At 66.6% G+C, this 21186-nt stretch carries 12 protein-coding genes; 8 read left to right on the forward strand and 4 right to left on the reverse strand.

The features are described 5' to 3' along the window. Window positions 1-111 precede the first annotated feature (111 nt). Genes UCD39_RS13030 through UCD39_RS13040 form a run of 3 tightly spaced genes read left to right on the forward strand, consistent with a single transcriptional unit; the run spans window position 112 to window position 5149 of the window. Window positions 112-1656, forward strand: a complete 1545-nt coding sequence (locus tag UCD39_RS13030; RefSeq protein WP_330496421.1) for a tryptophan halogenase family protein — start codon at window positions 112-114, stop codon at window positions 1654-1656. Then, window positions 1653-3518, forward strand: a complete 1866-nt coding sequence (locus UCD39_RS13035) for an alpha-amylase family glycosyl hydrolase (protein ID WP_330496422.1) — start codon at window positions 1653-1655, stop codon at window positions 3516-3518. The genes UCD39_RS13030 and UCD39_RS13035 overlap by 4 nt, the downstream gene beginning before the upstream one ends. Next, window positions 3515-5149 (forward strand): alpha-glucosidase family protein, encoded by a 1635-nt coding sequence (locus UCD39_RS13040; RefSeq protein ID WP_330496423.1) that lies wholly within the window; start codon window positions 3515-3517, stop codon window positions 5147-5149. The genes UCD39_RS13035 and UCD39_RS13040 overlap by 4 nt, the downstream gene beginning before the upstream one ends. Window positions 5150-5229: 80 nt before the next feature. Here the strand turns inward: UCD39_RS13040 and UCD39_RS13045 are convergent, their stop codons facing one another. Further along, entirely contained in the window at window positions 5230-7476 is a 2247-nt protein-coding gene (locus tag UCD39_RS13045) for a methyl-accepting chemotaxis protein (RefSeq protein WP_330496424.1), read from the reverse strand. A 198-nt stretch (window positions 7477-7674) separates the two neighbouring features. Here UCD39_RS13045 and UCD39_RS13050 point away from each other — a divergent pair, with 198 nt between their 5' ends. Then, entirely contained in the window at window positions 7675-10074 is a 2400-nt protein-coding gene (locus tag UCD39_RS13050) for a glucan 1,4-alpha-glucosidase (RefSeq protein WP_330496425.1), read from the forward strand. Between the two features lie 52 nt (window positions 10075-10126). On the opposite strand, the gene UCD39_RS13055 is transcribed toward UCD39_RS13050, so the two are convergent. Both UCD39_RS13055 and UCD39_RS13060 read right to left on the reverse strand, forming a co-directional pair. After that, the gene (locus UCD39_RS13055; RefSeq protein ID WP_330496426.1) at window positions 10127-11155 is read right to left on the reverse strand and encodes a LacI family DNA-binding transcriptional regulator; all 1029 of its coding nucleotides are present in this window, start codon (window positions 11153-11155) and stop codon (window positions 10127-10129) included. Window positions 11156-11310: 155 nt separating this feature from the next. After that, entirely contained in the window at window positions 11311-12897 is a 1587-nt protein-coding gene (locus UCD39_RS13060) for a sodium:solute symporter (RefSeq protein ID WP_330496427.1), read from the reverse strand. A gap of 313 nt (window positions 12898-13210) precedes the next feature. Here UCD39_RS13060 and UCD39_RS13065 point away from each other — a divergent pair, with 313 nt between their 5' ends. Both UCD39_RS13065 and UCD39_RS13070 read left to right on the forward strand, forming a co-directional pair. Further along, window positions 13211-16189, forward strand: coding sequence for a TonB-dependent receptor domain-containing protein (locus UCD39_RS13065; protein ID WP_330496428.1), 2979 nt, complete (start codon window positions 13211-13213; stop codon window positions 16187-16189). A gap of 68 nt (window positions 16190-16257) precedes the next feature. Continuing rightward, a complete protein-coding gene (locus UCD39_RS13070) occupies window positions 16258-18624 on the forward strand; it encodes an endo-beta-N-acetylglucosaminidase (RefSeq protein ID WP_330496429.1) in 2367 nt (788 codons plus the stop codon). Here the strand turns inward: UCD39_RS13070 and UCD39_RS13075 are convergent, their stop codons facing one another. After that, complete coding sequence (locus UCD39_RS13075) at window positions 18625-19317, reverse strand: SH3 domain-containing protein (protein WP_330496430.1); 693 nt, start codon at window positions 19315-19317, stop codon at window positions 18625-18627. 339 nt (window positions 19318-19656) lie between these two features. Here UCD39_RS13075 and UCD39_RS13080 point away from each other — a divergent pair, with 339 nt between their 5' ends. Further along, window positions 19657-20073, forward strand: a complete 417-nt coding sequence (locus UCD39_RS13080; protein WP_330496431.1) for a lysozyme — start codon at window positions 19657-19659, stop codon at window positions 20071-20073. A gap of 134 nt (window positions 20074-20207) precedes the next feature. Then, the gene (locus UCD39_RS13085; protein WP_330496432.1) at window positions 20208-21185 is read left to right on the forward strand and encodes an SGNH/GDSL hydrolase family protein; all 978 of its coding nucleotides are present in this window, start codon (window positions 20208-20210) and stop codon (window positions 21183-21185) included. The last annotated feature ends 1 nt before the right edge of the window (window position 21186 follow it).

A 21186-nucleotide genomic window follows, 5' to 3' on the forward strand; every position in this document is an offset into this window, starting at 1 on the left:
GAGGCGGGCCCAGGCCCTGGTGGCTCCCAGATACAGGTGAACCGGGGCCCGCCTCACCCTTTCCCCGCCCCGGTGGGGACGTACCGGCAACAGCGACCTGGAAGACAGGCCATGACGTTCGCCCCCCTCCGTGACATCGTCATCGTTGGCGGCGGCACCGCCGGCTGGATGGCGGCCGCCCTTTTCAGCCATATCCTCGGCCCCGGCGGCGGCTCCGGGGGCCATCGCATCCACCTGGTGGAATCGCAAGAGATCGGCACCGTGGGCGTGGGCGAGGCGACCATCCCCCCCATCGGCGTGTTCAATCGCGCCCTGGGCCTGGATGAAAACGACTTCCTGCGCGAAACCCAGGGCACCATCAAGCTGGGGATCGAGTTCGTGGACTGGCTGCGGCCCGGCCACCGCTACCTGCACAGTTTCGGCGCCTTCGGCCACGCGCTGGGGCTGGGGCACTTCCAGGACTTCTGGCTGCGCGCCCACCGCCTGGGCGTGACGGACGATTGGGAGCCCTACATCCTGAACAGCGTGGCGGCCCGGCGCGGACGTTTCACACGGCCCGATCCGCGCCGGCAAAGCCCGCTGGAGCCGCTGGCCTACGCCTTCCACATCGACGCGGGGCTGTACGCCCAATACCTGCGCCGGTTCGTGGAACAGCGCGGCGTGCGCCGGACGGAGGGCAGGATCGTCCGCACCGTCCTGCGCGCGCACGACGGCTTCGTCGACGCGGTGGAGATGGCGGACGGCACGCGCATCAAGGGCGACCTGTTCATCGACTGCTCCGGTTTTCGCGGCCTGCTGATCGAGCAGGCGCTGAACACCGGGTTCGAGGATTGGTCGCACTGGCTGCCGTGTGACCGGGCCTGGGCCGTGCCCTGCGCGCACGATGGGTCCGCCGCTGCCTTGACGCCCTACACCCGCTCGACCGCGCGGCCCGCCGGCTGGCAGTGGCGCATTCCGCTACAGCACCGCACCGGCAACGGCTATGTCTATTCCAGCCGCCATGTCAGCGATGACGAGGCGGCCGCCACCCTGCTGGCCAACCTGGAGGGCGAGGCGCTGGCCGATCCGCGTCCGCTGCGCTTCACCGCCGGCCGGCGCCGCCGCTTCTGGAACCGCAACGTCGTGGCCGTGGGCCTGGCCGGCGGGTTCATGGAGCCGCTGGAATCCACCAGCATCCACCTGGTGCAGTCGGCCCTGTCCCGGCTCATCACCCTGCTGCCCAACCACACGTTGGATCCCGCCGTGGCGGAGGAGTTCAACCGGGCCTCGGCCATCGAGTATGAGCGCATCCGCGACTTCATCATCCTGCACTATGTGGCCACGGAGCGCGCCGACAGCCCCTTCTGGCGAGAGTGCCGGGGCCGGCCGGTGCCCGAGGAACTGACGCGGCGCATGCGCGTCTTCCAGGCGCTGGGCCGTGTCGCCCGCGACCATGACGAACTGTTCAGCGAGGTCAGCTGGCTGCACGTCTTCCTGGGGCAGGGCGTCTGGCCGCACGACCATCACCCCCTGGCCGACCAGTTGTCGGAGGAGGACCTGCGCCGTTTCCTGGCCGACATCAAGGCGGCGGTGGCGCGCGAAGTGGACGCCATGCCCACCCATGCCGACTTCATCGCCCGCCACTGCCAGTCCGACAGCCTGACGAGGACCGCATGATACCCCTCAGCCGCCGCCTGGCGCTGCTTTCCACCACCCTGATCATCGCCGCTGGCGCCTTGCTGTCGGCCGGGCCCAACCCGGCGCGCGCCGCGGACTACCGCGACCGTCTGGCGGAAGATGAAGTGGTCTATTTCCTGCTGCCCGACCGCTTCGACAACGCCGACCCCGCCAATGACACGGGTGGCCTGGGCGGCGGGCTGACCGGTGACCGGTCGGTGACCGGCTATGACCCGAGCGACAGCGGCTATTATCACGGCGGCGATCTCAAGGGGCTGATCCGGCGCCTGGACTATATCCAGGGCCTGGGGGCCACCGCCCTGTGGGTGGGGCCGATCTTCAAGAACAAGGCGGTGCAGGGGGCGCCCGGCCACCAGTCCGCCGGCTATCACGGCTATTGGATCACCGACTTCACCCACGTCGATCCGCACTTCGGCACGGATGACGACTTCAAGGCCCTGGTGGAGGCGGCCCACGCGCGCGGCATGAAGGTCTACCTGGACATCGTCATCAATCACACGGCCGACGTCATCCAGTACAAGGAATGCGCCTCGGGAAATGGGCGGGCCAAGCCCTGCCCCTACCGCTCCAAGGCCGACTATCCCTACACCCGCAAGGGCGGCCCCATCGGCCCGTCCATCAACGCTGGTTTCATGGGCGATGAGGTCCAGACGGCGGAGAACTTCGCCCGGCTGACGGACCCGGCCTATGCCTATACCCCCGTCGTGCCCGAGGCCGAACGGCATGTTAAGGCGCCGGAGTGGCTGAACGACCCCCGCTACTACCACAATCGCGGTGAATCGACCTTCAAGGGCGAAAGCTCCCTCTACGGCGACTTCGGCGGCCTGGACGATGTGATGACGGAGCACCCGGCCGTGGTGCAGGGCTTCATCGACATCTATGGCGCCTGGATCGACCGCTACGGCATCGATGGCTACCGCATCGACACCACCCGCCATGTGAATCCGGAATTCTGGCAAGCCTTCGTGCCCGCCATGCTGGAGCGTGCTAGGGCCAAGGGCATTCCCCATTTCCATATCTTTGGCGAGGTGGCGGACACCGATGGCCGCGTCGCCGTCCTGGCGCGGCATACGCGGGTGGACAAGCTGCCGGCCGTACTGGATTTCGGCTTCCGCCGTGCCGTGATCGACACCGTGGCGGGGACCAAGGGCACCGACCGGCTGGCCCTGATGCTGGACGGCGACGCCCTGTATGAGGGGGGTGCGGACGCGGCGCGCCAACTGCCCACCTTCGTCAGCAACCATGACCATGGCCGCTTCGCCTTCTTCGTCCGCAAGGCCTTCCCCCAGGCGGGGGAGGATGAGATCCTGAAGCGCGTCATCCTGGCCAACGCCCTGATGTTCACCCAGCGCGGCGTGCCCGTCGTCTATGCCGGCGATGAGCAGGGCTTCAGCGGCGGGGAGGACCGCGCGGGGCGCGAGGATATGTTCGGCAGCCGGGTCGCGTCCTACAACGCCGAGCGCCTGGTGGGCACCACCGCCACCACGGCCACCCCCAGCTTCAACCCCGACCATCCCCTCTATAAGGCCCTGGCCGAGATGGCACGCCTGCGCGCGGCGGAACCCGCCCTGCGCCATGGCCGTAGCGTCCTGCGCTTTGCCAGCGAAAAGCCAGGGCTGTTCGCCGTGTCCCGTATCGATCCCACGACGGGGCGGGAGGTGCTGGTGGCCGTCAACACCGGGACCCAGCCGGTGGCCGCCCAGGTCGAGGTTGGCGCCCAATGGACCAGTTTCACCGCCCTGCATGGCCGATGCGGCCCTGCCCCTACCGCCCCTGGCAGCTATGCTGTCCAGCTGGCCCCGCTTGATTACGTTGTCTGCGCATCTGGAGAGGCTTCATGACCATGGAACACCCCACCCATACCGGACCGGGCGGCCCCCGACCCTGGTGGCGCGGGGCCACGATCTACCAGATCTATCCGCGCAGTTTCGCCGACGCCAACAATGACGGGGTGGGCGACCTGCCCGGCATCACACGGCATCTGGACCATGTCGCCAGCCTGGGGGTGGACGCCATCTGGCTGTCGCCCTTCTTCACCTCCCCCATGCGGGACTTCGGCTATGACGTGTCGGATTTCCGCGATGTCGACCCGCTGTTCGGCACCCTGGCCGATTTCGACGCCCTGGTGGCTCGGGCCCATGAGCTGAACCTCAAGGTCATCATCGACCAGGTCTATTCCCACACCTCGGACCAGCACGCCTGGTTCCAGGAAAGCCGCCAGGACCGCACCAATCCCAAGGCCGACTGGTACGTCTGGGCCGATGCCAAGCCCGACGGCAGCCCGCCCTGCAACTGGCAATCCGTCTTCGGCGGCCCGGCCTGGACCTGGGACGCGCGACGGGGCCAATACTACCTGCACAACTTCCTGACCGAGCAGCCGGACCTGAACGTGCACAATCCGGTGGTGCAGGACGCCCTGCTGGACGTGGCGCGCTTCTGGCTGGACCGGGGGGTGGACGGTTTCCGCCTGGACGCCATCAACTTCTCCATGCACGACCCGGCCTTCACCGACAATCCAGTGAACCCCGACCCGCACGCGCTGCGCACCCGTCCCTTCGATTTCCAGCTGCACACTAGGAACATGTCCCACCCGGACATCCCGAAGTTTTTGGAGCGTATCCGCGGCGTGCTGGACAGCTACGGCGGCGACCGTTTCACGGTGGCGGAGGTGGGCGGCCCCGGTGCCGACCGCGAGATGAAGGCCTTCACCGCGGGCAACACGCGGCTGAACAGCGCCTATGACTTCAGCTTCCTCTATGCCGACACCCTGACCCCGGCCCTGGTGCGCAAGGCGCTGGCGCTGTGGCCGGATGAGCCCGGCCTGGGTTGGCCCAGCTGGGCCTTCTCCAACCACGACGCGCCGCGCTGCGTTTCCCGTTGGGCCCAGCCCCAGGACCGCGCGGCCTTCGCCCGCATGGCGGCGCTGCTGCTGGTCACCCTGCGTGGCAACATCTTCCTCTACCAGGGGGAGGAGCTGGCGCTGACCCAGGTGGCCATCCCGTTCGAGCAGTTGCAGGACCCCGAGGCCATCGCCAACTGGCCCCTGACCCTGGGCCGCGACGGCGCCCGCACGCCCATGCCGTGGACGTCCGGCGCCCCCAACGCCGGTTTCAGCTCGGCCCAGCCCTGGCTGCCCGTGGGCGCCGACCATGACGCCATGGCGGTGGACCGGCAACAGGCCGACCCCCAGTCCCACCTGGCGCTGACCCGCCGAGTGCTGGGCCTGCGTAAGGCGCACCCGGCGCTGGCCGTGGGCGACATGCGCTTCATCGAGGCGGGCGAGCGTGTGCTGGCTTTCGAGCGCAGCCATGGGGATGAGACGCTGCTGTGCCTGTTCAACTTCGGACCCGAGGCCTGGACAACACCAGAGGGGGCGAACTGGCCGGTGGTGGACAGTGTGGGCGCGCCGCAATCGGGCACCCAGGGCTGGACCTTGCCGCCCTTCGGCGGGCTGGTGCTGTCGCGGCCGTAAGGAAGGGCCATGACCCATGGCCGGGATCACCGTCTTCATCAGCCGGCGCTGCCACGCGGTGCTTGGTCACCGCGCCCCGGTCACGCCATGCGCATCGACGCGAGGAAGTCCTGCACCTCGCGTTTCAGCAGTTCGGCATTCATGGACAATTGGCCGGCAGACGACAGCACCTGTTGCGCGGCGCTGCCGGTGGCGGCGGCGCTCTGTGAGACGCCGCCGATATTCCCGCTGACGGCCTGAGTTCCCTGGGCCGCCTGCTGCACGTTGCGAGCAATTTTCCGGGTGGCCGTGCCCTGCTCCTCCACGGCGGAGGAGATATCGGTCGCGATCCGTTGTATCTGATCAATGATACCTGCGATGCCTTGAATGGCGGCGACGGTGTTTCTCGTCTCTTCCTGAACCGATGTTATTTGCTGGCTGATCTCGTCTGTCGCCCGCGCGGTTTGGTTGGCGAGACTTTTGACCTCCCCCGCCACGACGGAGAAGCCTTTGCCGGCGTCTCCGGCCCGAGCCGCCTCTATGGTGGCGTTCAGGGCCAACAGATTGGTCTGGGCGGCAATGTCGTTGATCAGCTTCACCACTTCACCAATGCGCTCCGCAGCCGTGGCCAGGTTGGCGACCAAGTGATTGGCGTGCGCCGCTTTGTCGGAAGCGGCGTTGGCGATGCGCGCGGATTCGGTCATCCGGCGAGCGATCTCGGCAATGGAGGACGACAGTTCATCGGTCGCCGTGGCTACCGTCTGGACATTGGCCGACGTTTGCTCCGCCGCCGCCGCCACCGTCGTCGCCTGGGTGCTTGATTGTTCTGCCGAGGTCGACAAGAAGGCGGCGGTCGCTTCCAGTTCGGTGCTGGCGCTAGCCACGGTCTCCAACATGGTCGAAACGCTTTTGTCGAAGTTGGTCGTCAATGTCTCGACGGTCCGGGTCCGCTGTTCCCGCTTCTCCTGCTCTCTTTTCTCCCTGGCCTCCAGTTCGTACCGCTCCAGGGCGTTTTGCTTGAACACCTCCAGCGCGCGGGCCATTTCGCCGATCTCGTCCTTGTTCCTGAAGTACCAGACCGGGGCGTCTAGCCGTCCGGCGGCCAGTTGGGTCATCGATTGCGTCAACGAGGACAGGGGAAGGTTTATGCTGTTGCCAACCAATGAGACGAGGATGACGCTACCCAAAAGCGCCACTATGCTGATCCCGGACGACAGGTAGATCGATCGGCTTGAATCGTCGACCAGGGACTGGGCCGATGCGACAAGGTCATCACGAAGGCTGGACTCGACCTTGCCCAATAGGGAAATGCGGGCCGAGGTGATGCCGATCCACTCCTCCACCTTTATCTTTCCGGAAAAGTCGGTATCCGGGGTGGCTTCGGCGACCGCCTTGGTCAAAGACTCCGCCCTGTCGACATCAGGCCCGGTCACCGTCTGACGGTAGCGCGACTGCTGGTCCGGTGATGCGAACACCTCGAACCGCGCCTTGTAGAGGCGCTGTTTGCCATAGAACCCACTGACCCGCTTCAGCTGGTCGGCTGTGAACTTGCCCGTCGTGAAACCAGGTACCGCATTGGCCCGGGTGGCGCCAGACATCTCCTTGAGCCAAACAATGCTCTCATACGCTTGGGCGATGATCTGCAACCGTCCTTGATCGATCAAGGGCATTGTCTGTTCGATCACATCCAGCGATTTGCCAATCAGACCGAAGGTGTAAAAATCATTCAGATCATCCAGGGACATGGATAGGGAGTCGATGGCCGCCCGTTTGGCATCGATCTGGTCGATGTTCCGTTCCGCGATGGCATAGGCGTCCGCTGCTCGGCCTTCGCTTTTACGAAAGCCACCTTGCGAGACCGCGTCCTGCAGCTTTTTAATGGCGGTGTTCGTGGCTTTCCGCGCCGTTGCCAGTTCAGTCCGCATGTCTCTGCCGGCGCTGGAAGCGTAGGTCGCCGACAAGCCTGCCTCAAGTTGCAGGGCTGAAACTAGGTCGCCAATTGTTCCAGTGATGGTCACGGCTTCCTGAACTGAGGCCAGTTTGATCCGCTCCCTGTATTCCTTAAGAACTGATGGTATAAGGAACCCAAGCAAGAGCACCGTTGGTGCCGCAGCAATTATTATAATGCGAGCGCGTATTCTGAATTTTGACAATAATCCTGATTCTTTATCGGCACTCGCCGCGCTTTGCTGCTTTATATTTGGCATTTTTCCAATTCCACAGATTAAGAATTGCTCTTGTTCCAGTTCTTGCGGCGCCACCAGATTATTTATTTTAAATAATTGAGCTCTTCTTCCCGCAATCACATGCCGGAATTGACAGTGATTGTTCCCATGCTTGAAAAACAAGCGGTACGTCGCTTGGTGCGCCAGGGGGATTGATTTTCTGCGCTTGGAGAATGGGGCGGGGAAATGGCGCCATCCGCGGGAGGGTGTCCGCATACGTATTTCCCGCTTCCCCCTTTCGCCTCCCATACGTATTCAAGGCCTTGTGCAGCGCACTGCGGGGGACAGTGGGCCCTGCTGTCTTTCAAGCCTGGTGATGGAATGACGAACAAGAAGACGATGGGACGGAAACGGGCCATGGCGCTGGTGGCGGTGCTGCTGGCCTCCACCATGGGAACCGCGGCGCTGGCCGGTGTGGCGCCGGGCGCGCCGGGGCAGTCGGCCACGGGCGCCTATGCGGGCAAGACCGGCATCGGCACGGCCTACCATGCCTATGATGCGCAGGCGGGCAAGGCCGTGCCGTCGCGCGTCTGGTTCTCCCTGGCCAAGGGCGTGGTCACCGAGACCATGTACGGCCTGATCCATGAGGTGCAGCTGCGTGAACTGAAGGTCGCCATCCAGGGCGAGGGCTTCCTGGATGTGGAGGACAAGGACACCGACAGCACCACCAGCTATCTGGACGTGGATTCCGCCGGCCGCCCCCGCTCGCTAGCCTACAAGGTCGTGAATAAGGCCAAGAACGGCAAGTACGAGATCGAGAAGCAGGTCTTCACCGACCCCGCCGCCGACACCCTGATGGTGCGTGTGACCGTGCGGGCGCTGAAAGGCGCCACCGTCACCCCCTATCTGCTGGTGGACCCGCAGATGGCCGGCACCGGCGGTGGCGATAAGGCCGACGTGGCAGAGGGCGCATTGCACGCCTATGAGGGCAACCGCCATCTGGTGGTGAAGGCCGCCCAGGGCTTCAAGGCCGCCAGCGTGGGCTTCGTCGGCGCCTCCGACGGGCTGACCCAGCTGCAAAAGGCCGGCAAGCTGGATGCGGACTACACCACCACCGGCGATAAGGCCGGCAATGTGGCCCTGGCCGGCGCTCTGGCGCCCGTGACGGGGGAGGCCACCTTCGACATCGTCGTCGGCTTCGGCGACAGCGCCAAGGCGGCGGATGCCGCCGCCACGGCGACGCTGAAGCGCGGGCACGATGCCGTGCTGGCGGCCTATGACGCCGGCTGGGAAGGGTACCAGGCCAAGCTGGCGCCCCTGCCGGACTTGGCCAAGGTGGCCATGGATGGCGGCAAGCTGCTCTACGCCAGCGCCCTGGTGCTGAAGGCGCAGGAGGACAAGACCCATCCCGGCGCGCTCATCGCCTCCCTCTCCGCGCCCTGGGGCGACACGCAGAAGGCCGACAAGCCCGAGACGGGCTACAAGGCGGTGTGGCCGCGCGATTTCTACCAGTGCGCCATGGCCCTGCTGGCGCTGGGCGACACCGACACGCCCAAGGCGGCGCTGAACTACCTGAAGACCATCCAGGTGGGCCCGAAGACGCCGGGGAACCATGGTGATGGCGGCTGGTTCCTGCAGAAGACCCACGTGGACGGCACGCCCGAATGGGTGGGCGTGCAATTGGACCAGACGGCCATGCCCTTGATGCTGGCCTGGCGTCTGTGGCGCAACGGCGTCATCAGCGACGCCGACGTGACGGCGCTCTACCACGGCATGGTGAAGCCCGCCGCCGACTTCCTGGTCAAGGGCGGCACCGTGGGCATCGGCTGGAACAAGGAAACCATCCGCCCGCCGGTGACCCAGCAGGAACGCTGGGAGGAACAGGCCGGCAATTCGCCCTCCACCACCGCGGCGGTCATCGCCGGCCTGACGGTGGCGGCGGAGCTGGCAGACGTGGCGGGGGATGAGGCGGCGGTGAAGCGCTACTACGCCGCCGCCGACAAATACTCCGCTGGGCTGGAGGCCGCGACCGTCACCACCAATGGCCAGCTGGCGTCGAAGGGCTCCCCAGTACCGGGCAAGGGGGCCGGCTACTACCTGCGCATCGCCCCCACGGGCCAACCCAACGCCCACACGCCTCTGGCGGTGCGCAACGGGCAGCAGGCGCTGACCGAGGACGCCTATGTCGACGGCGGCTTCCTGGAGCTGGTGCGCTACGGCGTGCGGGCCCCCAGCGATCCCGTCATCAAGGCCAGCCTGGCCGTCCTGGATGACGAGGCGCTGCCGGAGAATTTGCGCGTCAAGTACACGTTCCACTTCGCCGGCGATCCCACCGCCTATCCCGGCTGGCGCCGCTACGGCAACGACGGCTATGGTGAGGACCGGGCGACCGGCGCCAACTACGCCGTCAGCGGCACCATGACCCCCACCCAGCGCGGCCGCGTCTGGCCCCTGCTGACCGGAGAGCGTGGGCATTACGAGCTGGCGCTGGCGGCGGCCAAGGCCGGCGGCGCCAAGCCGGCGGAGATAGAGGCCATCCGTACCACTTATGTCCGCGCCCTGGAGCGCTTCGCCAACCAGGGTCTGATGATCCCGGAACAGGTGTGGGACGGCGTGGGCAGCGACGGCGGCCGCGGCTACAAGGCCGGCGCCGGCACCGACAGCGCGACGCCCCTGGCCTGGGCGCACGCGGAGTATGTGAAGCTGCTGCGGTCCCTGCACGATGGCGGGGTCTGGGACCTCTACGCCCCTGTGGCGGTGCGCTACGCGACCCGGCCGTAAGCGTTGATCAACCCCGGGGCCCGTTGTGGCCCCGGGGATGGCGGGCGCGGCGTCAAAGCCCGCCGCAACTGCCCCGCACCACCAGGCTGGTGGCGATCTGTGTCGTCTCGATGGGGCGCCCCTCGATCAGGCGCAGCAGGTTTTCCACCAGCAACTCGCCCGCCGCCGCCGTGTCCTGGCGGATGGTGGTCAGGGGCGGGGAGGTGAAGGGGGCGGCGACGATGTCGTCAAAGCCCACCACCGCCACATCCTCCGGCACCCGCAAGGACCGCTCGCGCAGCCCGTTCATGGCGCCGATGGCCAGCAGGTCGCAGGCGCCGAACACGGCGTCGATGGGCCCCTCGCGGTCGATCAGGTCCAGGATGGCCTGGTGCCCGACCTCTTCCGAGGCGGCGGCATCGGCGTACAGCGCCTCGATGACCGGCAGGCCGGCCTCACCCAGCGCCTCGACATAACCGCGATAGCGGTCGCGGAACTCCGGGCAGTGTTCCGAGATGTCCCCCAGGAAGGCGATGCGCCGGCGGCCCCGCGCCACCAGGTGGCGCACACCCTCCCTCGCGCCGTTGACATTGTCCGACCCGATGAAGTGTCCCGGCTGTCCCGGCACCACCGGGCCCCAGGTGACGAAGGCGGTGCTGACCTCATCCAGGCGGCTGATCTTGTCGACGTAGCGCAGGTAATCGCCATAGCCCAGGAAGATCAGGCCGTCGGCCCGCTTGGACGCGGCGTAGTCGGCGCTCCAATCGTCGCTGGACTGTTGGAAACTGATCAGCAGGTCATAGCCGCGCCGGGCGGACGCCTTGGTGATGCTGCTCAGCATGGACAGGAAGAAGGGGTTGATCAGCGATTGGCTGGTCACCGGGTCTTCGTACAGCAGCAGGGCCAGGGTGTTGGTTTTCTGAGACCGCAGGTTGCGGGCGTTGACGTCGACCTTATAGTTCAGCAGGCGGGCCGCCTGGGCCACGCGCTGGCGGGTGTCCTCGCTGACCATCGCGTCGTTGCGCAGGGCGCGGGACACGGTGGACTGCGACACGCCGGCCAGTTCGGCGATGTCGAACGATGTCGGACGCTTGACCCGCATCCCCTTGATTCCGGCCTCTTGGTGCTCCCCTGGGCGCGGATGATAGCAATCGGCCGCGCGTCCCCGCAATGCGCGTCGCGGCTCCGGGTCCTTAAGATCCGGGAGGCTGGTGCCGGCCGGCAACACGCGCAGCGGATCGCCCATGGGCCGGCCTCTCAGCGGAAGGTGTAGACGATGGCGGCGGTGGCGGCCAGCAACAGGCCGGCCAGCACGCGATAGTTGCGCCAGAACGGTTCATGCGCCAGGCGGGCGGTTTCCTCGCGGAAGAAGGCCGGGGTCCAGACCAGGCCGGCCGACTTCTCCGCCGCGTCGGGCGCGGTGGCCAGGCTGACGATCACCAGTACCGTGGCGCATAGGACGAACAGCAGTGGGGCGACGTACAGGAAGTGGATGCTGACCACGTCCAGCACGGTGTTGGCCACGAACAGGGCCGCTCCGCCCAGCACGCCGGCGGCGATGCAGGCGGCGGCCCCGGCGGCGTTGGCCCGGCGCCAGAAGATGCCCACCAGGTACAGCGCCATCACCGGCGGCACGGCATAGGCGATGATGACCTGCAGGTACTGCCACAGCGATCCGAAATGCTCAATCTGCGGTGCCCAGGCCATGGCGGCCACGGCCATGACCAGGGTGGCCATCCGGCCCACGCGCACCAGGGCCGCGCCCTGCATCTCCGGCTTCCAGCGGCGCACGAAATCCATGGTGAACAGGGTGGACGCGGAATTGAAGGTGGAGGCGATGGACGACATCAGCGCCGACATGAAGCCCGCCACCGCCAGGCCCACCAGGCCGGCGGGCAGCAGGCCGAACAGCAGGGTGGGGAACACCAGGTCCGGCGACTTCAGGTTGGGGTACAGCAGGATGGCGGCGGTGCCGGGCAGCACCATCAGGAACAGCACGGGCAGCTTCAGCGCCCCGGCGAACAGGCTGCCCCAGCGGCCATGGTTCTCATCCTTGGCCGACAGCACGCGCTGCACCATGAACTGGTTGGTGCACCAGAAGTAGAAACCCAGCAGGGGCACGCCGGTCAGCAGGCCGGGCCAGGGCACGGCCGCGTCGCTCAAGGGCCGGATCAGCGACAGCTTGGCGGGATCGACGGCGCCCATGACCGCGTCCCAGCCGCCGGCCTTCAGGAAGGTGCGCACGGCGATGATCGCGGACGCCGTCAGCAGCAGCACGGCCTGGATGGTCTCGGTATAGATCACGGCGCGCAGGCCGCCGGCGATGGTGTAGATGCCGGCCGACACCGCCAGCACGATCACGATCTGCCACAGGGGCACGCCGGGCAGCAGCAGCTTGAACAGCAGGGCGCCGCCGTAGAGGGCGCTGGCTGTGTCCACCACCAGGTTCAGGAACAGGGTCAGCCCTGAGAAATAGCTGCGCGCCAGGCCGCTGTACCGCCGCTCCAGGAACTCCGGCAGGGTGTAGACCTTGGACCGCAGCAGGAAGGGTAGGAAGAAGACGCAGAAGAACACCAGGACAGCCGCCGCCATCCATTCGTAGTTGTAGACCGAGATGCCGGTGCCGTAGGCGGCACCCGCCAAGCCGATCAGCGTGGTGGAGGAGATGTTGGAGGCCAGCAGCGCCAGGCCGATGACGGGCCAGGTGGTGCCGCGCGACGCCAGGAAGAAATCCTCGGTCGAGGAATGGCGGCGGGCCAGGTACAGCCCCAATGACACGATGCCGATGAGATACAGCGCCACGATGGCGTAGTCGACCCAGGCCATGCCTGCAACCGGCACCATGCAATCCCCTCCCGATCCCTTGATTTCCCCCGCGCTGCTTCGTCGCGCAGGCTTTGTGCCTCGGCCGCAAATCCAGCCGGTGCGTCCTTCATGGCACAGGAAGGGGGGCCGACCACAACAAGAATTCGTATGCGGCGGATGCCGGGAACTCCGCCTCCCGCGCCGGGAACGGTCTGACCGGCGAACCCGTACCTTTGCGCATCAGTGAAACCAGTTTCATATATGCATTGAAACTGGTTTCAGAAGTGTTATGGTTACGGTGACGGGTGTTTATGCCGGTAGAACGGCAACAAAACAAAACAGGGGGCGCACTATGGTTTCACGATATGTCCCATCCACCGTGGCGCTGGGCATTGCCCTCGGCGCCATGGGCTTGACGGGGGCCCAGTCCGCATGGGCGGCGGATCAAACGGCGCAGGGCGCGGATAGCGGCGCCGATGAATTGGCGGAAGTGGTGGTGGTGGGCTCGCACATCGCGGCGCGGCCCAATATGACCTCGGCGGCGCCCATCACGTCGGTGACGGCGCTGGAAATCCAGCAGTCGGGCGCCTTGAACGTCGAGGATATCCTGAACCGCCTGCCGCAGGTGTCGCCCGACAACCAGCAGACCTATCAGGACAGCGATGGCGCGCAGAAGATCAACCTGCGCCGCATCGGCTTCGGCCGCACCCTGACGCTGATCGACGGCCAGCGGGTGGCGACCAACATCGGCCTGGACGTCAACATCATCCCCGTCGCCTTCCTGGAGCGCATCGACGTGCTGAGCGGCGGCGCGTCCGCCGCCTATGGCTCCGACGCGGTGGCCGGCGTGGTGAACTTCATGCTGAAGAAGGAGTTCAACGGCTTCCAGGTCAGCGGCAACTACAGCCTTTACGACCATTACAACCAGCGCACCATCGTGCAGCCGGTCGCCGACCGTTACGGTATCGGTTCGCCCAACGGCCAGGCCTGGGACGGCGGGCGTGGCGATTTCAGCGCCGCCTGGGGCCATTCGTTCGCCGATGGCCGGCTCAATGTCCGCGCCTTCGCCGATTACCGCCGGACGGAGCCCGTGTTGTACAAGGACCGGGATTTTTCCGCCTGCGGCCTGATCCAGGCCAGCACCGACGGCCCGCTATCCTGCCAGACCTCCACCTATTCCAAATACGGCTATTTCAGCCCGCAGTCCGGCGACAACGCCGGCAAGGTGTTCTCCAACGCCAAGGACGGGTCGCCGACCTTTGTCACTCGTGACCAGACTTATGGATACAATTCCTATCAGGACTATTATCTGCAGCGTCAGGATGAGCGCATCAATGGCGGATTGTTCCTGAATTATGATCTGACCGATTCGGTCGAGTTCTACAGTTCCTACCTGATCTCCAGCGACACTTCCTATAATCAGTTCCGCACATCGCGGCTTTACTCGCCCTCGGTTTTCGGTGAGTCGTCCTACAACATCAATTGCAACAACCCCCTGATGTCGGCGCAGCAACAGCAGGCGTTGTGCGGTTCCCTGGCGGGTACCAACACCCTGATGCCGACCGAGGTGCGCTACCAGTTCGACAGCACGGCGCAGCTGAAGGACTATTATTTGAATGAAAATCAGCGCGTCACGGCCGGTTTCCGCGGCAAGGTCCTGGACGCCTGGCACTATGACGTGGGCGGCGTGTACGCCCGGTTCGACAAGACTTACAAGCCGGCTTTTGAGAACCCAGTCTATCAGACCCAGGCCGATTCCCTGAACGTCGTCAACGTCAACGGCACGCCCACCTGCGCCGCCAAGGTGGCGGGCACCAGCCCCAACTGCGTTCCGGCCAACATCTTCGTGGCCAATGGCGGCAGCTCGGCCCTGGTCAATTTCTATGAGGGCGGCTACGGCGGCACGCAGGAACAGATCGGCACCCTGTGGGACGCCACCGTCAACGTCAACGGCGACCTGGGACACTACGGGGTTACCAGCCCCTACGCCCATGATGGTGTGGCCGTGGCCTTCGGTGGCGAATACCGCAAGGATATGGAGAATAACACCGTCGACGCCGCCTTCGTCAGCAACGCGGGGTACGGCAGCAACTTCAAGGCCAGCCAGAGCGTGAAGGAAGGCTATATCGAGGTCCAGGCGCCGCTGGTCCAGGACAAGCCCTTCGTGCATCTGCTGTCCGCCCAGGGCGGTTATCGCTGGTCCAAGTACGACACCAACCCGGACACCTTCACCACGTGGAAGATCGAGGGCACCTACGCCCCGGTGCCGGACGTGACCCTGCGCACCAGCTACAACAAGGCGGCCCGCGCCCCCAACATCTATGAGAACAACCAGGCCATCGACTTCACCTCGGGCGGCCCCGACATCTGCGCCGGCAGCAACCCGACGGCCAGCCTCGCCGCCTGCCAGCTGACCGGTGTCACCGCCGCCCAGTACGGTCATATCAAGCAGTGCGACGACAACGCCTGCCTGGCGCGCCAGGGTGGTTTCGTGCTGGACCCGGAAACGGCCCACACATTGACCTACGGCGCGGTGCTGAAGCCGAGCTTCCTGCCGGGTTTGACCCTGTCGGCCGACCGCTACCTGATCATGATCGACAACTCGATCGGCTTTAACTACGACGACTTCTACAGCAGCAGCTGCGCGCTGTTCGCCACCGCCTATTACTGCAGCCACTTCAACCGCAACGCCGACGGCTCGCTCACCAGCTACGACACCGTGCGGGGCGGCACGCCCAGCACCGGTTTCGTCACCTACGGCAATACCAACAACTACAAGACCTTCGCCGAGGGCTACGACTTCCAGGCCCAGTACCTGCTGCCGGTGGCCGAGCTGGGCGGTCATCTCGATTTCGACTTCAACGGCTCGCTCAGCACCCGCAACGGCGGGCAGGACACACCCAACTCGTTGCCCGCCAGCTGCGTCGGCTACTTCGGCCCCCGTTGCAACCAGCCGTTCCCGGCCTGGACGCACAACCTGCGCGGCACCTACATGCGCGATGGCGGCGCCTACAGCATCTCCCTCAACTGGCGCCACATTTCCAGCGTCACCAACGCCGCCAACAGCAACGACCCGTCGCTGGGCGCCAACGCGTCCACCCGTGTCACCACCTTCACCTCCATCCCGTCGTATGACTACTTCGACGTGGCGGTGGGCTACATGGTCAACGAGCAGATCAGCCTGCGGCTGACCGTCAACAACCTGACGGACAAGATGCCGCCGATCGTGGCCAACTCGTACAACATCTCGCTGGCTCGTTCGAACACCATCCCTCAGGTTTATGACGCCTTGGGCCGCATGGTGCAGATGGGCTTCACCGTCTCGTTCTGATGCCGGTCATGGCCCCGCGCGGTATATGCCGCGCGGGGCTTTTTCTATCCGCAGCGTGGGGGACACCCGTGTCGGCACATTCATATGGTCCATCCCGGCTGTCGCGCCGGGATTTCGCCTCCCTGGCCTTGGCGGCGCTGGCGGCGGGAAGCATGGCGCCGTCGTCCGCCTTGTCCGCCCGCGCGGCCGATGCCCCACCGGGTGGGGGCGCCTGGGCCCCCCGCTATCCCCTGACCCCCGTCCCCTCGACACCGGATGGGGCCGGCTGGGACGCTTTCCAGGCGCTGATGCAGTACGATCCGCAGGCGGATGCCGACGCGCCTTATTTCCAGTCCCAGGTGCGACGCGCCCACCGCATCGCGCCGTTCGCCGCCACGCAGGCCCATCCTGCATTGGACCCGGTGCCCGGTGTCGCCAGCCTGTCCGACTGCTATGGCCCCCTGGCGGAGGGCGTTTCCGAGGAAACGCTGATGCGCCGGCGTTACGGCACCCCGCTTCCGGGCGGCGTGCAGGTGCCGCGCATCTTCACCTACCATGACATCGTCGTGGGCTGGCGCGGCACCGGCATGATCCCCAACCCGGCGCTGGTCGACGTGGCCCACCGCAACGGCGCCCTGGCCCTGGGCACCATCTTCCAGCCCGACCGCCGCCATTACGACGGCAGCGCCGTGCCCATGCCCCAGGTCGCCCGCAAGCTGGTGGACCTGGCGGCGTATTTCGGCTTCGACGGCTATTTCGTGAATTTCGAGAACGGGACGGAGGAAGCGGAGGCCCAGGTCCTGGACTGGATCGCCGCCATGCGCGACGAGGCGAAGCGGCGCGGCCTCACCGATTTCCATATCCAGTTCTATGACGGCGGCACCGATATGGACTGGCTGATGCGCCGCCGTGGCGACCGGCCGGGCCAAGCGTACGCCGACAGCACCATGCTGGACCAGGGGTGGAGCCGGTATGGCGGGCCGGGCAGCTGCTGCTCCGGCGCGCCGGTGGCGCCGCTGGAGGTGCGCGCCTATTGCCTGCGCAATGGGTTCGATCCACGCGCCGTGGCCTATTTCGGCCTCCAGCTTTATCCTGGGCCCGGCTATCTGGGGGCCGCCGCCCCGCAGGTCATCCACCCCAACGACGGCGCCTACGCCTATGGCGGCCTTCAGGTCTACAGCGTGGAGGATGGGCTGCGCAACGTGCTGCGCGTGGTGCGGACCCAGCGGGCGCTTCCCGGCGAGCCGCCGGGCGCGCACTCCGACCGCCGCATCCTGGGCATTCTGGAACGCCAGTTCTTCAGCGGGCAGTCGCAGAACCCCGCCGCCGACAACGCGCCGGATGCCGCCCAGGCGCAGGCCTATCTTCCCAACGCCGCCCGGGGGCGCCACCGCTATACCGACTATGACCCGGCGGCCCCCAAGGCCACGGACCAGTTGAACCTGCCCTTGACCTATGGCGTCGCCAATTTCATCGCCGAGCGTTCGGTCATCGGCGCCTTTCCCTTCGTCACCCGCTTCAACACGGGCGAGGGCGACCGCTTCCATGTCGATGGCGCGGTGGTGGCGGAACAGCCGTGGTACAACCTGGGCATCCAGGACATCCTGCCCACCTGGCAATGGCGGGTTGAGCCACTGGCAGGGGCTGCCGGTGCGTCGGCCGCGGATTTGCTGGCGGTCGATTACGCCTATGACACGGCGTTCAACGGCGGTTCCTCCCTGGGCGTCACGGGAACGCTGGGGCCCGGCAACGCGACGCGGGTATGGCTGTACAAGACCGCGCTGACCGTGGAGGCGGCCATAACCCCCGTGGTTCAGTTGGTGGTGAAGGGGCAGGGGGCCGATGCCTTGCGCCTGGGCCTCCTGTTCGCCGACAGGCCGGCGGCTCCCGTCTGGCTGCCCCTGGCCGGTGCGTCCAGGCAGGACCTGGCTGACGGCTGGTCGCGCCTGACGCTGAGCCTGGCCCCGTATCACGGGCGCACCATCGCGGCCCTGCTGCTGGGTGCCGCCGCCAAGGGCGGCCCCCAGGTGGTGGATGTCCGCATCGGTGAGGTCTATGCCGGTGCCGCGCCAGGCGACGTCCCAATGCCGGTGCCGCGCGGACTGATGGCGCAGGCACGGGCGATCGGTGCCGGCGGCGGCCGGGCGGAGGTGCGTCTCCGCTGGGCACCTGACCCCCTTGCGGCCCATCATGATGTTTACGCCGATGATGGGCAGGGGCGCTGGGTCTGGCTGGGCCGTGTCACCGGCACGGCCTACCATGCGGAGGCGGTTCCGGTCGGCGGCGACGGCACGGTGCGCCTGCGCCTGATCGCCTCCCCGCCGGGCTTGTCGACCCGGCCGGGGGTGCCGGCCGATATCGCCGTGGCGGTCGGCTTACCGCACCTTCCGTTCGGAAGGCGTCACGGACGCGGGGGAAGGTGGGGCCCGGGGGACGGCGGGTCAGGAAGCGGCTAGCTAGGGACGCGGGCCGTGGTCCCAATCCCCACGATGATCACCACCGCCGGGGCCGCGGTGATCATCGTGCGGTCCCCCCGGACCATGGTCCGGCCCCCCTGGGCCAGGCCGGCCGGGGCCAGGACCACCAGGGCCGGGGCGGCCGGGGCCGGGATGGCCGTCGTGGCGGTCCCAATCATGATGCTCCCACCCAGGGCGGCCGGGGCCCGGACCGGGGCGGAAGTCCTGCCCAGGGCGATAGATGGGACGGGGCGGCGGCAGGCGTTCCCACCGATGGCGATCCGCGAACCACGGGCGGTCGCGGTAATAGCGGCCCCAATACTCATTGAACGAGAAGGTGATGACGGGCAGGCCGATCACCCCGCCGAACTGCGGCAGGTAAACCCGCTGGCCCTGGTAGGGATACAGCAGGCTGCCGCCATAGAGCCAGCCGCGGTAGCCTTGGAAATCAACGTCGCACCACGACCAGCCGGCAAGGCAGCCATAGACGTTCAACGACACGCCGGGCGGCAGGCTGGCGATGGCCGGATAGCCGCCGCCGGGGCCGGCGCGCAGGATCGTGCCGCTGGCGGTGTAGGCGTATTCCGCCTTGGCCGCCATGGGCAGGGCCACCAGGGTGGACACCACCGCGGCGATCAGATGCGCCCGGCGGAAACGGGGCAGACGCGGGCGGGGGAGCGGCAGACGGATCATCGCGGGCGGACCTTTCTTGCTAAGGCCAATTCCTGGATTACCCCCTCGGGCGCAGCCCCCGGATTACTCCCTCGGGGGGCGCAGCCAGGGCGGCGGACCTTAAGGATCCGACAATACAATGGAGATACCGTACGCCCAACGCGGACGAAGGAGGGCGGACGAAAGATGGAGACGCCCGGCCCTTTGGTCAAATTGACGTCGGCCGTATCGGCTTTCTGGTTTGGTTGCGGGTAAAGCGTACTTATAAAGGCAATCCTGAATTGCGCCGCTTTTGCGGGGCGCCCCGAAGAGGAGATCAAGCAGCGAATGACCAGGGCCGTGAACGCAGCGGGGATTGCCTTGACCGAAGAGTCCGAGGGCCTGAACCTGACAGCCTATCTTTGCCCGGCCGGGCACCTGACCATCGGCTACGGCCACACGGGCCCCGATGTCACGGAGGGCATGACCATCACCGAGGCCCAGGCCCAGGATCTGCTGGCCCAGGACCTGGCCACCGCCGGCAATGGCGTTATGGCGGCGGTGACCGTGCCGTTGACCGATAACCAATATGCGGCCCTCACGGATTTCGCCTTCAACCTGGGGGTCGGCGCCCTGACCCAGTCCACGCTGCTGCGCCTGCTGAACCAGGGCGATTATCAAGGCGCCGCCGCGCAGTTCCTGGTTTGGGACAAGGCGCATGTGAATGGCCAGCTGGTCACGCTGCCGGGATTGGCGGCCCGCCGGCAGAAGGAGCAGGCCCTGTTCCTCACGGCGTGACACCTAGGCGGTGGAGCTATCCCTAGCCGGCGCGTGACAGGCGCCGGGACTCCCGGTATGACGGTGCGGGCGGTCGTAATGGCGCCGTCCGTGTCGTCTATTGGTTAACTAGGTTCGGCAGTCAGGGGCGCTCGATGAACCGCCGGTTAGTTATTGTTTTTGGCGCTTTCTTTTGTCTGTCCGCCGTCGCCAGCGCTGAGCCGGTCGCCCCACCCGCGACGCTCCCGCCCCCGGCCGCTCCGGTTCAGACCACCATATCCGTCTACGGCGATTCCCTGGCCGATGGGGTGTGGAGTGGCCTGTACGACCGCCTGAAATCCCAGCCGCAGACCCGGTTGGTGCGGCATTCGCAATTGGGCGCCGGGCTGACCCGTCCCGATTACGCCAGCTGGCAGGCCGAAACCGCCCGGCAGATCGACGACGCGGGGGAGGGCGGCTATGCCATCGTCATGTTCGGCGCCAACGACATGCAGGGCGTTCGGGATGAGAACCGCAAGGGCTACCTGTTCAAGTCGCCCGGCTGGACCAACGTCTATACCCAGCGCATCGATTGGCTGCTGCAGACGCTGAAGGATCACCACGTCACCACGGTGTGGATCGGGCTTCCGGTCATGCGCAAGCCGGAAACGAACGAGGACGCCAAGTTCATGACCGGCCTGTATGAGGCTGAGGCCAAGAAGTATGGCGCCGTGTTCCTGCCCCTCTACCAGGACTACCTGGATGCCGACGGCAACTTCATGGCGCGCATCGACGACAGCCGACAGAAAAGCCAGCAGCTGCGCTCCGACGATGGCATCCACTTCACCGGTTATGGCTATCAACTGGTGGCAAGCAAGGTGCTGACCCGCTTGCAGATGGCTTCGGCGCCCGTGGCCAAGCTGGCGCCGAAGCCGGCGGACGTCCCCGCCCGCCCGGCCCCCGCCGCCGAAACGCCCGCCCCGCCCCCGTCCGCCACGGGCGCCGCCGCTGCGTCACCCCACGTCACCCCCGCAGACCTGCCCGTCAACCCGTCGTCGGGTCAGCCCCCGGGCGCCGCCACCGGGGCCGCCGCCGGCTCTTCCATCGGTTCTCATGGCCGCGCGCTCATCGGCACGCCGGCACGGCAGCTTTGAT

Source organism: Nitrospirillum karajorum (assembly GCF_036348415.1).
GTDB classification, from domain to species: Bacteria; Pseudomonadota; Alphaproteobacteria; order Azospirillales; family Azospirillaceae; genus Nitrospirillum; species Nitrospirillum amazonense_B.